This window comes from Paenibacillus sp. FSL H8-0537, assembly GCF_038051995.1.
Lineage (GTDB): Bacteria > Bacillota > Bacilli > Paenibacillales > Paenibacillaceae > Pristimantibacillus.
The window spans coordinates 105930-122500 of the sequence record NZ_CP150290.1 but is presented as its reverse complement, the minus strand read 5'-3'; the positions used below and the strand labels follow the sequence as shown (position 1 = coordinate 122500).

Sequence of the window (16571 nt, the reverse complement as noted above, 5' to 3'; positions counted from 1 at the left end):
TGTTGCCGCTCCTTTGTCTTCCTAAACTTCTTCGTTTAAATGCTTGCATAACTCAGCTTTCTGGCACTAACCACTATAAAACACCCAACTTGGGAACCAGCGCAGAATATGAGCCACATAGGTTTTGCTGAAAGGCAATCCAGATAGAACAGGATAAAACATAATGAACAGCACGACTGCTGCCGCGACGTAGATGCCTAGATATTTTCTCCACTTCTTATTTTTTTCCTCTGCCGTCTGGAACATATAGAGTATCGCCATGATCATGAACGGCACCATCGCAAAATAATGATAAATAAACGTCAGCCTTGGCACAAGCATCCACGGCAAGTATTGCGACAGATAAGCGATCCAGACTATATACATACGTTTATCCTTGCGCTTAAGACTTATATAGAAGGCGCCTAGTAGCGCGAACAGCCCCGTCCACCAAATAAGCGGATTGCCGAATGCGGAAATCGACGACACATCATTAGGGTTTTCTAAATCCTTGCCGCTGTAATACCATACCGGCCGCTTCATAAACGGCCATTCCCACCACTGCGAGGAATAAGGATGCGTAGCAACCAGCTCGCTGTGATAAGAGTACATATGCTCCTGCTGACTTACAAGGCCTTCAATTGTATACTTGCCATCGCCTGCGTTCAGCACCGGCATAAAGGATAGGCTGTAAATGACAACTGGAATAGCGATGTACGTAATCAAACAGCTCGCGAGCGTTAACAGCGCATTGCGCGGGAAAGCCTTAATGACGCGCTTATACGTTTCCTTCTGCTCAGCACTCGCCGTACCAGATGCAAGCGCACGCTTGGAGGCTGCATACTGCTTATACCGGTCGAACAAGGATAATCCAAGCATAATGGCAAGCCCTGCCCCGCCGTAAATGACGATCCATTTGGACGCTGCGCCGATGCCGAATACGACCCCCGCAAGCGAAAGCGGAACAAGTGTCTTGCTTAACGCTTCTATATAGAAGTTCATTCTATAGTAACGGTACATGAAGTAGAACATCAGCATAATGAAAAATACGGCGTACACATCGATCGTCGCAATGCGCGTCTGTGTGAAATGCATGAAATCGGCTGCCAGCAAAATCGCGCCAGCGGCTGCATAAACCGTGCGGTAGCGGAACAACCGCAGCACGAATATATACATAAGCGGAATCATCGCAATGCCGAACAGCGTTCCAATGATCCGCCAGCCGAATGGGCTGAGTCCGAACAGCTTGATGCCGATGGCGATGAGTATTTTGCCCAGTGGCGGATGTGTATTTTCATATACTGTCAAATCCTCAAGGAACTCATACGCAGTACGTGCATGATAAATTTCATCGAAATATGAGCCGTTCCAATAGGTCGACTTGTAAGCTGCCGAGCTTTGCTCATCAAATAGATGCTCCACAGGCCCAAAACGCTGGTCCTCGGCTGCTGCCGCATTAGAGCCGATATAAACAATGTCTCCAATAGGCAGCGGCTGATCGCTTCCACTTGGATAAAAGGCCATTTCCTGCAGCGAGAAACCCGTTGAGGCAACTGTAACCTTGGCATATCTCGCGCTCACGTTAAGCGGCTGGACGACCCATTTTAGATTATCGCCGATTTTCAGCTCGACATCTACGCCGCCGCTCCAGGCATCCGGTGCATTTCCAAACTCCAGCTTGAGCTTGCCGGAGCCCACGCCGCCGAACATGTTGACCCGCTCCAGCTGCTGTGTTTGACCAAGGTCAACATAAAAGCTCTGGCCATTCTGCTGCGGCTTCCAGCCTGTATTCAGGCTGTTAAACGAGCCCAAATTAAGCAGCGCCACAATTGCATAGACAGCGGTAATGCCGCCCATCCACCACCAATCCTTGCGAGTGAGCTTATTGCCGCTCTTATCAGAGGAAGAAGCTTGAAGTTCCTTGCCCTTAGGGGCGCTCTGCTGCTCCAGCTCCTGCAGTGCCTGACGGTCTGCTTCGCGCAATTCTTCCTGTGTGAGTGGAGGAACTGGTTTTTGATCATTTTTCACATAGAGTGAATAGCCAACATAAAGCAAATAGGCGAACAAGCACAAATTCGTAATTGAGCACAAAATGACAATGCCGTCGGTCACCGTATGCTGGCCCGCCTCGCTAAATGCAAGCACGTAGCCTACATTAATGAAATGCGTGACGCTGAAGCCCATTAATAGGTGGAGCAGTCGCCGATCCTGAGACTCGATATAGGCGAAAACATACAGCAAAATGACGGGGAACAGGTAACGCTCATGCATTTTCGTCGCAAACAGAAAGACGATTGTGATGAGAATGATCGCAATAAAATAAGAGATGCCCAGATTGCGCTTTGGCTTGCCTTTAAAGGAGAACCAAAGTGCGGCTATAACCGCTAGTGCTATGGCTATGTTGCCCCAAGTTTTATAGGACAGCGCAAGCCAGCTGCTCTCCAGCGGTGCCCAATTCCCTCCCGTAAGCGCATATAGGTTGAACGCATTCAGCGTTGCGTAAGGATAGGAGGACAGCGTCGCTTTGTAAAGCTCAATAACACCGATCAAACCGCCATTGGTTAAGAAAAACGGAGCGGCAAACACCAGAAAAGCGATTATGCCATAAGCGACGCTCAGCAAGGCACGCTTCCAATCCCGTTTGTGCCAGTAAGCGAGCAATACGACCGGGGCGAAAATCAACGCCTGCGGTTTAATAAGTACGGCAAGTGCGAACCAGATGCCGCCTCGTTCCAAACGCTCCCCTGCCATGCTGCTAATGGCCATAATAAGGAACAGGGTGAAGAAGGAATCCACCTGTCCCCAGCCCGCTGAATTGATCCAGATCGCCGGGTTCCAGACATAGAGCAGGGCAAGACCTGCCGCTGCCGCTGGATTGAGCTTTGTTTTGGCAAAACGGTAAATGAGCCAGCTGGAAACCAAATCAGCCACAATGGCCGGCAGCTTGAACAGCAGCGTTGCTCCGCTTGTATCCGGATTTATGCTAAACCATGACTTGATGGCAGCAAGAACATACAGAATATAGACGTAGCCTGGCGGGTAATCTGCAAAGACCCCTTCTTCATAAAAATGCTGTACGCCATTCTGATAGGCGCGATCCGCCCAGTACATAAAGGTTTTAATATCGTTGACGTAGCCCGGCACCTTAATCGCAACCCATAGCCTGAAAATAAGGGCCGCCGCCATAGCGGCAATCAGCCAGCTACGGTAGGAGATGCGAGGCTTGCCGAGTGGCTGTGTCCGAAGCATTTTTCGATAAAGAAAAACAAACAAGAGGCCGAATAGGGCCGATATCGATAATACGGGAAAAGCAGATATCTTTTTCGGGTCCAGATTATCAGTTCCAGAAGCTGCTCCCCCGCCGCCTGTCAGCTTCGATGGTTCGAAGGAGATGATTTGGACGTTTTCTGGCTTTGCTGGAAGCTGCTCCATTTTCAAATCGTCAAACAGCGCTGTTCCCGTATTCAAGCTTCCGTAGCCGCCTAGACTGATGCCCATTTGCAGCTCTTTTTGCTCCGGGCCTGTCCGGCCGTAAAATTCAAGCAGCTTCCATTCGCCCGCAGTATCGGTCAACTGAGGAAATGGATCGCCAACTCCTACAATAAACAAATTAGCGCCGATTGCATCGCTCTTTGCATCTGAAACCTTGACCCAGCCACTCACATGGTAATAGGCGTCCGGACTAACCGTCAGCTTCTGTATCCACTTGGCATGGTTCGGTTGAAAATTTTGAATTTTAGCTGCGCCGGTACCCGCATAAACATCGGACTGCTCCAGCGTGAAGCGCGAGATGCTCTCGCCCGCTTCCCATACATCCTGCGTCCATGACAAGGGCACGCCAGACTCCGTACTTTCGAAGCCAGCATTATGTATAATATTAAATTCCTCCGCGAACACCTGCTTGCTGCCATAAGGCAAAAAACTGAATAAGAGCATTACCATGCATATGACCAATCGCAAACTTCTCATCGAACCTTTCAGCAACGTCTGTTCACCTCTGTTTTCTATAGTTAATACCTCGCTAAGATAGCTTTTTTTGTCTGAAAATACATATTCACTTTAAAGGAAAATAAGGCACGGGTCAATGGATGGAGGCGGCATCAGCCTATTGCCTAGCCTAAAGCACGCTCAAACAGCTATTCTAGCCTATTTACAGAAAAAAACCTGCTGAAGCCCTAGGCCTCAACAGGTTAGTAGAAAACTATGATTGGCTATTCGCCTGCCAGATTGCGCATATGCGGGAACAGCAGCACGTCGCGGATGGAAGGCGCATCGGTCAACAGCATGACCAGACGGTCGATGCCGATTCCTAGTCCGCCAGTTGGCGGCAAGCCATACTCAAGCGCGCGGATGAAATCATCATCCATCTCATGCGCCTCGTCATTGCCTTGCTCCTTCTCCAGCAGCTGTGCCTCAAAGCGTTCGCGCTGATCGATCGGATCGTTCAGCTCTGTAAACGCATTGGCATGCTCGCGCGCCACGATAAACAATTCAAAACGATCGGTAAAGCGCGGATCAACCGGGCTTTTCTTCGCCAGCGGCGAAATCGCAACCGGATGTCCCGTAACGAAGGTCGGCTGAATGAGCGTATGCTCGCAAAACTCTTCAAAGAATGCATTCAGAACATGACCGAACGTCATATGCGGCTCAACTTTGACGTTATGCTCCTTCGCAATGGCATGCGCTTCTTCATCCGTCATTTGAACGCTGAAATCAACGCCTTTGATTTCCTTAACCAGATCAACCATTGATATACGGCGCCATTGCGGCGTCAGGTCGACTTCCTGGCCTTGGTACATGATTTTGGTTGTGCCGAGCACATCCTGTGCGATATGCGCGATCATGTTTTCAGTCAATGCCATAATGTCCTTGTAGTCAGCGTAAGCCTCATACAGCTCCAGCATCGTAAACTCTGGATTATGGCGTGTCGACATGCCTTCGTTCCGATAAACGCGGCCAATTTCGTAAACTTTCTCCATGCCGCCAACAATGAGGCGTTTCAAATGCAGCTCAATCGCGATACGCATGTACAGCTGCATATCAAGCGCATTATGATGCGTGATGAAGGGGCGTGCGGATGCTCCGCCTGGAATGGTATGCAGCGTCGGCGTTTCCACTTCCAGATAGTTCTGGCCATCCAGGTAACGCCTCATCGATTGGATAATGCGGGAGCGGGAGATGAACGTCTGTTGAACATCAGGATTCACAATTAGATCAACATAACGCTGACGGTAGCGCAGCTCGACATCCTTCAGTCCATGGAACTTGTCCGGCAAAGGCAGAAGTGATTTCGTAAGTACGATCACTTCCAGCGCTTTTACCGATACTTCGCCGGTATTCGTCTTGAATACCGTTCCCTTCACGCCGATGATATCGCCGATATCAAGCAGGGTGAACGCTGCGAATTGATTTTCCTCAACCGTATCCTTGCGCGCATAAATTTGAATTTTGCCGCTTAGATCCTGAATGTGGGCAAAGCTCGCTTTCCCCATGCCGCGCTTCTGCATTATCCGGCCCGCAATGCTTACCTGTTCGGCTTTCTCCTCCAGCTCTTCCTTCGTAAACGACTCATAAGCGGACACGATGTCCTTCGCATTATGCGAACGCTCGAATTTGCTGCCGAATGGATCAATGCCGAGTCCTCTCAGCTCGTCCAGTTTGTCACGGCGGATTTGCAGCAGCTCGCTTAGCTCTTGTTCTTGTTCATGACCTGTCTTGGTGTTCTGATGTTCCAACTTGATTTCATCTCCTAAGGCACCGCTTTAACGTTCAAAAAGCTTCCGCTTAAGGAAGCTTTCTGAATCAGACACAGTGCAAACCTTATTTTTTAATATCGACGATTCTATACTGTATAACGCCGGCAGGTACGCTGACATCAACGACCGTGCCTTCCTTTTTACCCAAAATCGCTCTGCCAACAGGGCTCTCATTGGAAATCTTATTGTTAAGCGGGTCCGATTCAGCAGAACCGACAATCGCATATTCCATTTTATCGCCAAATTCTAAATCTTCTACAGTTACCGTGGAGCCGATGCTGACCACGTCCGTATCGATTTCATCGCTATTGATGATCCGAGCGTTGCGGAGCATCTTCTCCAACGTAATGATACGACCTTCGATGAAGGCCTGCTCATTCTTAGCATCTTCATACTCGGAGTTTTCGCTAATATCGCCGTAGCCAATCGCGACCTTGATCCGCTCAGCTACTTCGCGACGCTTGACCGATTTCAGCATCTCCAGTTCGTCCTCAAGCTTTCTCAAACCTTCCTGAGTCAGAATGATCTCTTTATCGCTCATCTTTCCGATTCTCCCGTCGTGTGACCAATTTTCATACCAGGTATGAATTCACTGTTAATTAATATATTACGCTCCTCTTGCCTCAGACCAGCTGAGGGAGCAGATAAGCCGTGTTGACTATAGTCATTAAGGTTATATTGCACGATTATATGCAATGTTCTCCTGAATGTCAATCAAAGCCAAACGACTGGAACGACTTTCGCATTAGGCCCCTTGAAAGCGTTGCCCACCATATATGTATACCTGTCTGCAAGGAACGCGCCGCTTGTAAAAGCGCCTGTGTCTGTGCCCACTATTGCAGTTGGCGGGACAGCCGCACGGCCCTTCTTTTTTATTCGTTATAAAACCGCACATTCCTTCCTAACTCGTTTACAAAAAACACAAAGTTCCAAATATATAAGCTTTTTTACATAACCTTTCCATTTTAAGGAGAAGCGCCTTTACCATCTTATATTTTGAAAAAAGGCAGGCCTCTGAACGTTCTCAGATAACCTGCCCGTTTATTTCATTTGCAAATCAAGTTTGAGACTGCTCGGCATGGCACACAGCCGTATCTGATCAGCCCGCTATTTCAGACTACAGGCTCGCAGCAGCAAGGCCCTGCTCTTCAAGCGACAACACATATCGATCCAAAATGTCCACCATCCGGTCGCGGCCGGTTTCTTCCATAATAACATCCTTGACACGCGCACCGCCCGGCAAGCCTTTCAAATACCAAGCCAAATGCTTGCGCATTTCCCGTACGGCAACCGCTTCGCCTTTTAGATCAATGAGACGGTCCAGATGCAAGGTAGCGACCAGCATCTTCTCACGCGGCATAGGATCGGGCAGCAGCTCGCCATTCGTCAAATACTGAATAGTGAGGTACAGCATCCAAGGGTTTCCAAGCGCACCGCGTCCGATCATGACGCCGTCACAGCCCGTATGCTCCAGCAAGCGTTTGGCATCTTCAGGTGAAAAAACATCCCCGTTGCCGATTACCGGAATCGACACCGCCTGCTTCACATCGCGAATGATGTCCCAATTCGCTACGCCTGTGTACTGCTGCTCGCGCGTACGACCGTGAACGCTGACCGCTTTACCGCCAGCACGCTCAACGGCGCGCGCATTTTCCACCGCATAAATATGCTCGTCATCCCAGCCAATACGCATTTTCACCGTTACCGGCTTATCAACGGCTTCCACTACGGCAGAAACCATCTCGTAAATTTTGTTCGGGTCAAGCAGCCAACGTGCTCCGGCATCGCATTTCGTTACTTTCGGTACCGGGCAGCCCATATTGATATCAATAATATCAGCATTGGTTTGCTTATCCACGACCTTCGCCGCCTCGACCAGCGATTCACGGTCACCGCCGACAATTTGCAAGCTAAGCGGCTTCTCACGCTCGTCCACGAACAGCATTTCCATCGTCCGCTTATTGCCGTGCAAAATCGCCTTGTCGCTCACCATCTCCGCGCATACAAGACCTGTTCCAAATTCCTTTGCAATTAGACGGAAAGCGGGATTACACACGCCGGCCATCGGTGCAAGCACAACCCTGTTCTTCATCTCGATGTCTCCGATTTTCAGCATGTTTCTCCGCACTCCTCCTTCTGGTTTGTTTCCTAGTACGTTAGTTTCTTACACGTTTCCGTTCGATCCCGAATCCGTCAACTCTTCATAGCTAATGCCAAGGGTGTTTGATATATGAATCAATAACTTGGCGTCCGCCTTGCGGGTTCCACGCTCAAGGGAGCCTAACACCGCTACCGACACGCCTAGTACTTTTGCTAATTCCTGTTGTGTGTAGCCCTTTAGCTTACGAAATGCCCGGACTCGCTGTGCCAATTGATGATTTTCCATAACATGATGCCTTCCTTTCCATCCTGAAGCGCTGAAGCCGCGGCCGCAGCCACCTGTTCCTTAAGCGGATGGGACTGCTCGATCACATCACCAAGCGGAACGAGCACGAAGGAGCGTTCCATCATTCGTGGATGCGGAAGCGTCAGCTCCTCGCCATCCATCACGACATCAGCATACAACAGCAAATCGAGATCTATAGTGCGCGGCCCCCAGCGAATATCTCTGACACGCCCAAGCTGCTGCTCGGTATCCAGCAGAACGTGCAGTAAAGCAAGCGGGGACAGCGTAGTTCGCACGGCGATAGCCATATTCAGAAAAGGGGGCTGATCCGTATAGCCGACCGGATCGGTCTCGTACACGCCCGAAACGCGAAGCACTTCGATGTCTGGGCGGCCACTTAACTGCTGGATCGCTTGCAGCAAAAGCTGCTGCCGATCACCTACATTTGAACCTAGAGCCACATAAGCATATGCGGGCGAGTTAAACGGTGACAACGCGTCCATCAGCATCCCGCTTTCTGCGCAGCTCTACCGTCACGCCATCAAAATGAATGTCGAACGGCGGGTTCGGCTTCGTCACACGAACCGTTACTTCATTTATCATAGTATAAGCCGACAGCAACTGGGTTGCAATGCTACCTGCTAAAGCTTCAATCAATTTAAACGGCGTTCCTTCGACAATTTTCTTCGTTAACGCATGCAATTCGGCATAATTCACCGTAGCTTCCAAATCATCCATCGTTGCCGCCTTCTCCAAATCCAGCAGCAGCTCCAGATCGACGCCAAACTTTTGGCCCAGCCTGTTCTCTTCTGCAAAAACACCGTGATACCCGTAAAACTGCATGCCCTTCACAAGCATTCTATCCATAAGCTTACGCCCCTTATACTTATATCTGAATCTATGAATAACGCGGATAGATAATCGCATCCGACATCACAGCTGTTCTTTTATTCGCGCGGACATCATGCACCCTAACGATTTGGCAGCCTTGCGCAATGCCAAGGGCCGTTGTTGCTGCCGTACCCTCTACTAGCTCTTCTCTTGGCAGATCCAGCGTCTGCCTAATGAAGCTCTTGCGTGAAGTACCCAGCAGAACAGGATAGCCAAGAGCATGCAGCTCGGCGAGCCGTCCTAGCAGCTCCATATTTTGCTCATAGGTTTTGGCAAAGCCAAGGCCTGGATCGAGCCAGATCTGCTCTTCATTCACGCCGGCATGTCTTGCTATTTCCATGCTTTCTTTCAAATCAGCAATAACGTCCTCTACAAAATCAGCGGCTAGGTAGACGGGATTCGTGCGATTATGCGTTAAAATAACCGGGCAGCCGTATGCTGCTGCGGCTGCCGCCATATCTGCATCGTATTTGAGTCCCCAAATATCGTTAATGATCGTAGCTCCTGCTTCGAGCGCATGGCGCGCTGTCTTTGCTTTATACGTATCTATCGATATCGCGATATGCGGCAGCGCGGCGCGGACAGCTTGAATGACCGGAATCACGCGGCGCAGCTCCTCCTCGGCATCGACCGGGACAAAGTTTGGACGTGTGGACTCGCCGCCGATATCAATAATATCCGCGCCCTCTGCGGCCATCTCCACAGCGCGGCTGACAGCCGCCTCCACTTCATTAAATTTCCCGCCATCAGAGAAAGAATCCGGCGTCGCATTCAATATGCCCATAATCAGCGTGCGCTTGCCCAGCTCCAGCCGATTGCCGCAAGCCAGCCCATAGCTCCTGCTGTAATATTCAAGCTTGCCTTCTCTTGCTGTATTCATAAGCTACGCTCACACCTTTAGCTATACTAGTCTTGATATGCAGTCGCCTGACGCTCCCGCGTTACTTGCTTCTCATCGTATCGGAGCGATAGGCCTTTAAAAGCTGACGAGTAATCGGACCAGCTGCAGTCCCAGCTTCTGCATCGACTTCAAACCTAGCCGCATTTCTTGCCGATTCGTAGCCCACGCCGATTCCCGCACCTGTCCCTTTGCCGACCTGCACCCGAGTACCGTCGGTACCAGATAACCGCGTCACCGGCACCAGCTCCTGTACGGAGCCCGTCAGCCATATTTCATCTGCCCCCAGCAGTTGATTCCAGCTGTAGTGTCCTTCTTCTGCCTGAAAGCCAGCCGCACGGGCCAGCTCCAGAACGCGCTCTCGCGTAATGCCGGGCAGGATGCCCGTATCTACCGCAGGCGTACGAATAATACCATCCTGGGCGAAAAAAAGATTGCTGACGATGCCTTCCGTCAGCAGGCCGTCGCCGCTCAGCATCAATCCTTCTGCTCCCGGCGAGGCATCGCTCGCGGCAAGCTCGCGCTTCGCTATAATATTATTCATATAATGCAGCGATTTAAGTCGAATCTCGCCCTCTGGCGTATTGCGCTTCGTATGCAGCAGCCTAAGCTCTCGGCCATGCTCATAAAGCGCCGCCTGATAGGGCGGCAGCGCCTTCATCAGGATCAACTCCTGCGGCTGCTCGTAATCGCCCACTGGCAAGCCTAGCCCGCCATCGCCCGCTGTAACGGTCAGCCGGACATAGCCGTCCTTCAGCTCATTCGCCTGAAGCAGTTTGGCAATGCTCGCCTCCAGCGCGGTTTGATCCGCTTTGTAGCGGATGCCCAGCGACAAACAGCCCGCTTCCAGACGCCGCAAATGCCGCTCCAGCAAATAAGCGCGGCCGCCATAGGTTCGAAACGTCTCGAACAAACCCAAACCGTACAAAAAGCCGTGATCATATATTGAGATCACAGCTTGCCCGGCATCCATGACAATGCCGCCCAACGCTACCTTCATCGCGGCGCGCCTGTACGAATTTTCAAAAAGTTGCGCAGCAGCGTCAGCCCATGCTCGGAAATAATCGATTCCGGATGAAATTGCACCCCTTCAATCGGGTATTCTTTATGGCGAAGCGCCATAATTTCGCCTTCCGCTGTTTCTGCGCTGATTTCAAGACAGTCTGGCAGGGTTTCTTTTTTCACGATAAGGGAATGGTAACGGGTTGCGGTGAATGGTGAAGGGATTCCTTCAAAAATCGTCTTGCCGTCATGCACCATTTGCGAAGTTTTGCCATGCATCAGGCGCTCTGCGCGAATGACATCGCCGCCAAACGCTTGTCCAATCGCCTGATGGCCAAGACACACACCGAAAATCGGAATTTTCCCTTTAAAATGCTCAATGAGCGACAGGCTGATGCCTGCCTCGTTCGGGGAGCAAGGTCCCGGAGAAATCAAAATATGGTCAGGCGCCAGCTGCTCAATGTCCGCCAGCCCCAGCTCATCATTTCTTTTGACCACAATGTCCTCGCCAAGCTCGCCTAAATATTGCACCAGGTTGTAGGTAAACGAATCATAGTTATCTATTACGAGAATCATCGCATGCGCCCCCTCTATTGTTTGCGCCCGCTTGGCGCAGCCTGCCTGAACCGCTCACTATACTCAATCGCCTTCCACAGCGCCTTGGCCTTGCTTAGTGATTCCTTATATTCGCGCTCCGGCTTGGAGTCAATGACAATGCCTGCTCCAGCCTGGATATGCACCATGCCATCCTTGACGACCATCGTTCGTATAATAATATTAAATTCCATATCGCCATTATAGTCAATCCATCCGAGCGACCCGGTATAAGGACCGCGCCTTACAGGCTCCAGCTCTTCAATAATTTCCATCGTGCGGATTTTGGGAGCGCCTGTAATGGTGCCGCCTGGGAAAGTCGCCGCAATGACATCATAAGCATCCTTGCCCTCGGCAAGCCGCCCCTCGACTTGGGATACCAAATGCATCACATGCGAATATTGCTCAATAACCATCAGCTCTTCCACTTTCACCGTGCCGTAAGCCGAAATCCGGCCCAAATCGTTGCGCTCCAGATCGACCAGCATAATATGCTCGGCGCGCTCCTTCTCGCTAGTCCGCAGCTCTTCCGCCATGAGCTCATTTTCTTCTTCTGTTCGGCCGCGCCTGCGCGTTCCGGCAATTGGACGGGCTGCAAGCAAGTCGCCGCGGCGCTCAACCAGCAGCTCCGGCGAAGCCGACACGAGTTGAAAATCAGGACAGCGCAGAAAGCCCATATAAGGAGAAGGATTAATGAGACGCAGCCACTCGTACAGCTCTTCCGGCTGCGCAACCAGCGCCCGGCTCTGGCGTACCGATAAATTCACCTGAAATACATCGCCTTGTCCGATGTAACGCTGAATTTGCCGAACTGCCTCTTCAAAAGCTTCCTTCGAAAAACGCGTGCTGATCCCATCCAGCGCGTCCCCCTTGCTGTGAAGGGAATCATCGTCAGCGAGCTGCTGCCGCTCTTGCCGCACCCGGCGGCTATCGCTTGTGCTTTCAGCATTATTCTCGCCTCGCTGGCCGTTCGCTGCGCTCCCGAACCGCTGCTGCCAATAAGCGGCCATCTCGCCGGTCCGCGAGCAAGCTTGCGCATAAAGCAGTCGCAGCTCCTCTTGACCTGCTTCACTTGGCACAGGTGTATGCACAGCGCAATATAGCTTCTTGTCGCTATGATCGACAATCCAAAGTTCATTTAAACGCAAAAATAAATAATCCGGCACATTCAAATCATCTTCCGTCAGCTCCGGCAGCCGTTCAATCGAACGAATGACGTCATAGCTCCAAAATCCGACGCACCCGCCCGTCCATTTTGGCGTGCCCGCTGCTTCAAGCTTTGGCGCGCGATATGGCTCCATCCAGCTCCGCACCACTTCAAGCGGCTTGCCCTGGTAGCGCAAAGCCGAATTAGCATCATCTGAAGCTTCAGCTCCATCTGTCCGCAGCGTCCGGGCTTCCGCCTCCAAACCTTTGCCGCGAATAACGCTTTCCGGCTGCAAGCCGAGATACGTATAGCGCCCGCCCTTACCGCTCTCCAGTACAAAAGCATACGGCGATGCATCCCGCCATGCCTCTTCCCATGAAGCAACACCTTCTTCTCCAAGCGGCAGCTCCCGCAGCAGTGGAAAAGTCGTATACTTCCGCTCGGCGTGCCACCCTAACCAATAGTCAAAGGCGGTGAACATCACCTTCCAACCCCCGATCGACAAGCATGTTTATTTTGCCTAGTATACAGAATACCCGCCCAAAAGGAAAGAGCGCTGCCGCCATATTCCCATGGCTATTTACGCACATCAAGCGTAAACGGCTGCAGCCGTCCTCTGGCGGCAAAGCTACCGTTTCGAGGGTGAATGATAAGCGATTTATAAGGGTGAAACTTATAAACGGCTTATAATTGAAAAAAGCCCCCCACTCAAATGAATGGAAGGCCAGTCAAACGGTATACCGATCCTACTAAAGGCACGGCCCCGATTGGACATAAGTGTTAGTTCTCGAAGTTGAACAGCGGCGTACTGAGGTAACGCTCACCATTACTTGGAACAACCGCGATAACGCGCTTGCCTTTGCCAAGCTCCTTCGCCACTTTCAAAGCAGCATAGATCGCAGCACCGGAGGAAATTCCGCACAAGATGCCTTCTTCTTTCGCAGCACGGCGTGCGTAGTCGAATGCATCATCATTTTCAACCGTAATGACTTCGTCATAAATTTCGCGATCCAAAATCGTCGGCACAAAGTTAGCGCCAATCCCTTGGATTTTGTGAGGTCCAGGCTGTCCACCCGAAAGCAGTGGGGAAGCCGCAGGCTCAACCGCGTAAATTTTAATATCTTTAAAGTTCTTTTTCAGCACTTCGCCAGTACCCGTAATCGTACCGCCAGTACCAATACCCGCTACGAATGCATCCAGCTTGCCGTCCAGGGAGTTGATCGCCTCAACGATTTCCGGACCCGTTGTCTCGCGATGGATTTTTACATTGGCTTGGTTATTAAACTGCTGCGGGATAAAATAGGACGGGTTTTCTTTCGCCAATTCCTCGGCTTTGCGAACAGCTCCGTTCATGCCTTCCGAACCCGGCGTCAGAACCACTTCTGCGCCATAAGCACGAAGCAAGTTGCGGCGCTCAATACTCATCGTCTCAGGCATAACAAGAATCGCTTTATAGCCTTTAGCTGCTGCTACCAAGGCAAGACCGATACCCGTGTTGCCGCTCGTAGGCTCAACAATTGTATCGCCTGGCTTGATGATGCCTTCCTGTTCAGCTACTTCGATCATGCTGATTGCGATACGGTCTTTTACGCTCGCACCTGGATTTTGATATTCAAGCTTTACATAGATTTCAGCGCTGTCCTCAGGAACAAGACGATTCAAGCGAACTAGCGGTGTATCACCAATTAGATCAGTAATGCTTTGCACGATTTTTGCCATGTGTCATACTTCCTCCTTATTCCGACTAATTCAGTTGGTTTTTAAACTAATTCCATCTTATCAATGAGTTGTATTCGTTGTCAATACCTTCATTTCCTTCATGCGAATACGGCTGGCTAACGCCATCCCTGACCGATAAAGCATCAATTTGCGCTGAAATATAAGCCTGATATAAGTGGAAGCCTTATAAATGCTTACATTTTGAAAAAGAAGGATTGTTCGCCCATTTTCCAATCGTCTGGCGAACATGACTATATGATGCTCCAATATAATGGAAGCTTATAAACAAACCTAGAATTTCTTATATTTATGGAAAGGTGACAGCGTCATATTTCTCCAATAGCTGCTGCTCAATTTGGCTTAGGGAAGGAGCCTGTGATAATGCCAGCTCTTTGCGGACCAGCTCATACAGCTGCTGTCCCTGTGGCTTATCCGTTGTGTGGCGCTCCATCAAACGAATGATGGCATACCCTTCGGCAATCGATATCGGGCCAGCGATCTCTCCCGTATCCAGCTTGCTTGCCGCCGAAAGAATCGCCCGCTCATGAAACGGGTCATTGGCATCAATAAGGCCTAAATCACCGCCAGCATCTGCCGTAAAAGCATCTATCGAATATTTAGCTGCTGCTTGCGCAAAGTCTGCTCCCTCAGAGAGCTTATCCAGCACGCGGTTCGCCTCTTCCATATTTGCCGTCACAATCCAGGATAAGCGATATTGCAGCTTGTCGCCGTATTGCTCCTCATGATCCGCAATGTAGCGTTCAACCTCAGCATCAGGCACATCCACTTTTTGGATCGCTATTTTTTCAGTCAACAGCCTGTACTTCGTATCCTTCAAAACTTCCTCTTTGGACATGCCCAGCTGCTGATCCATGATGCGGTAAAAATCCTCTTCGCTATCATATCCCTCTGCCTGCTCCTCAACAGCTCTCTGCTGCTCCTCAGCGGTCACTTCAAGCTGCTGCGAGGCAGCCTCCTGGTCAATGGCGCTGTGAATCATCATCAGCTTGAGGGTAGCTTGGCCATATTGCTCGCTAAGCGCATTCATCAGTTCGCTTTCCCTGATGCTGTAATCGCCAATTATGGCAACAATTTTATCATTATCCAAGCTGCCTGGTACAACCTCATTGCCTGTTTCAGTACGTGTTCCCGAATCTGGCTCATGGTCCGGCATGCCTTCAGAAAAAGGCGACAATCTCACTACAACAACTACACTTAGCACGATCATACATAACGCCTGAATGACGACGATCGTCCTCACTACACCGATTTTATTCATTGCCCGGTAGCCTCCATATTAATGGATCGGCTTCGGTTTGGCTTGTTCGAGCAATTGCTCCAGCTCTACGCGGTTAAACTGGTATGCTTCATTACAGAAGTGACAGACGACCTCTGCTTTACCTTCTTCTTCAATCGTTTGTTGCAATTCCGATTCACCCATGCTGATCAAGGTCTGCTCTACGCGATCGCGCGAGCATTTGCATTGAAAACGCAAGTCCAGCGACTCATGAATGACAACATCATCACCGACGACCCATTTAAGCAGCCCTTCTGGCGTCTCCCCTTGATCAAGCAAGGCTGTGACCGGAGGCATCGCACTGAGCGCTTTCTCCAGCTTAGTAATTTCCGCATCCGTAAGTCCTGGCATCAGCTGTACGATAAAGCCGCCCGCATGAATGACGCGACCGTCTTCATCAACCAGCACGCCCAGTCCAACTGCGGAAGGCGTCTGCTCCGATACAGCAAAATAATAGGTGAAGTCTTCGCCAAGCTCGCCGGAAACAATTGGAACGCTGCCGCGGTAAGGCTCTTTCAACCCAAGATCCTTAGTAATATGAAGATAGCCGCTATGGCCTACGGCACCTGCAACATCAAGCTTTCCCTGCGCATTGCTTGGAAGCAGAACGAGTGGATTGTCCGTGTAGCCTCGCACTTCTCCATGAGCATTTGCATCGACGACAATTTGTCCCATTGGGCCTTCGCCCTTCACTTGAATCGTCAGCTTTTCATCGCCCTTCAGCATGGCGCCCATAATAGCTCCAGCCGTTGCCGTTCTGCCAAGTGCTGCAGTTGCAGTCGGCAGAGTGCCGTGCCGGCGCTGCAGCTCATCGACCAATTGCGTCGTACGGGCTGCAAAAACACGAATTTTGCCTTCCCATGCCGTGCCACGCACCAAAAAATCTTTCCTTTGCTCCATCG

At 50.7% G+C, this 16571-nt stretch carries 14 protein-coding genes; all 14 read right to left on the bottom strand.

Annotation, left to right across the window (positions count from 1 at the left end):
* Positions 1 to 66 precede the first annotated feature (66 nt).
* On the bottom strand, positions 67 to 3963 hold the full coding sequence (locus MHB80_RS00575; RefSeq protein WP_341280367.1) for a glycosyltransferase family 39 protein: 3897 nt from the start codon (positions 3961 to 3963) through the stop codon (positions 67 to 69).
* 227 nt (positions 3964 to 4190) lie between these two features.
* Positions 4191 to 5714 carry a lysine--tRNA ligase gene (gene lysS / locus MHB80_RS00570; protein ID WP_341280366.1) on the bottom strand — a complete coding sequence of 508 codons (1524 nt, stop codon included), beginning with the start codon at positions 5712 to 5714 and terminating at the stop codon, positions 4191 to 4193.
* Positions 5715 to 5799: 85 nt separating this feature from the next.
* Complete coding sequence (gene greA / locus MHB80_RS00565) at positions 5800 to 6276, bottom strand: transcription elongation factor GreA (RefSeq protein WP_046234453.1); 477 nt, start codon at positions 6274 to 6276, stop codon at positions 5800 to 5802.
* Positions 6277 to 6852: 576 nt separating this feature from the next.
* Entirely contained in the window at positions 6853 to 7851 is a 999-nt protein-coding gene (gene dusB, locus MHB80_RS00560) for a tRNA dihydrouridine synthase DusB (protein WP_341280365.1), read from the bottom strand.
* 48 nt (positions 7852 to 7899) lie between these two features.
* Positions 7900 to 8121, bottom strand: coding sequence for a helix-turn-helix transcriptional regulator (locus MHB80_RS00555; protein WP_341280364.1), 222 nt, complete (start codon positions 8119 to 8121; stop codon positions 7900 to 7902).
* Complete coding sequence (gene folK / locus MHB80_RS00550) at positions 8073 to 8624, bottom strand: 2-amino-4-hydroxy-6-hydroxymethyldihydropteridine diphosphokinase (protein ID WP_046234450.1); 552 nt, start codon at positions 8622 to 8624, stop codon at positions 8073 to 8075. The genes MHB80_RS00555 and folK overlap by 49 nt, the downstream gene beginning before the upstream one ends.
* Positions 8602 to 8988 carry a dihydroneopterin aldolase gene (gene folB / locus MHB80_RS00545; RefSeq protein ID WP_341280363.1) on the bottom strand — a complete coding sequence of 129 codons (387 nt, stop codon included), beginning with the start codon at positions 8986 to 8988 and terminating at the stop codon, positions 8602 to 8604. The genes folK and folB overlap by 23 nt, the downstream gene beginning before the upstream one ends.
* Before the next feature lie 31 nt (positions 8989 to 9019).
* Positions 9020 to 9892 carry a dihydropteroate synthase gene (gene folP, locus MHB80_RS00540; RefSeq protein ID WP_341280362.1) on the bottom strand — a complete coding sequence of 291 codons (873 nt, stop codon included), beginning with the start codon at positions 9890 to 9892 and terminating at the stop codon, positions 9020 to 9022.
* A gap of 61 nt (positions 9893 to 9953) precedes the next feature.
* On the bottom strand, positions 9954 to 10910 hold the full coding sequence (locus MHB80_RS00535; protein ID WP_341280361.1) for an aminotransferase class IV: 957 nt from the start codon (positions 10908 to 10910) through the stop codon (positions 9954 to 9956).
* Positions 10907 to 11488: an aminodeoxychorismate/anthranilate synthase component II gene (gene pabA, locus MHB80_RS00530; protein WP_046234446.1), complete on the bottom strand. Its 582-nt coding sequence runs from the start codon at positions 11486 to 11488 to the stop codon at positions 10907 to 10909. The genes MHB80_RS00535 and pabA overlap by 4 nt, the downstream gene beginning before the upstream one ends.
* A 14-nt stretch (positions 11489 to 11502) precedes the next feature.
* Positions 11503 to 13134: an anthranilate synthase component I family protein gene (locus MHB80_RS00525; protein WP_341282815.1), complete on the bottom strand. Its 1632-nt coding sequence runs from the start codon at positions 13132 to 13134 to the stop codon at positions 11503 to 11505.
* A 299-nt stretch (positions 13135 to 13433) separates the two neighbouring features.
* Complete coding sequence (cysK, locus tag MHB80_RS00520; RefSeq protein ID WP_046234444.1) at positions 13434 to 14372, bottom strand: cysteine synthase A; 939 nt, start codon at positions 14370 to 14372, stop codon at positions 13434 to 13436.
* Positions 14373 to 14679: 307 nt separating this feature from the next.
* Entirely contained in the window at positions 14680 to 15651 is a 972-nt protein-coding gene (locus MHB80_RS00515; protein WP_341280360.1) for a peptidyl-prolyl cis-trans isomerase, read from the bottom strand.
* Positions 15652 to 15669: 18 nt separating this feature from the next.
* Entirely contained in the window at positions 15670 to 16569 is a 900-nt protein-coding gene (gene hslO / locus MHB80_RS00510; protein ID WP_341280359.1) for an Hsp33 family molecular chaperone HslO, read from the bottom strand.
* Between the last annotated feature and the right edge of the window lie 2 nt (positions 16570 to 16571).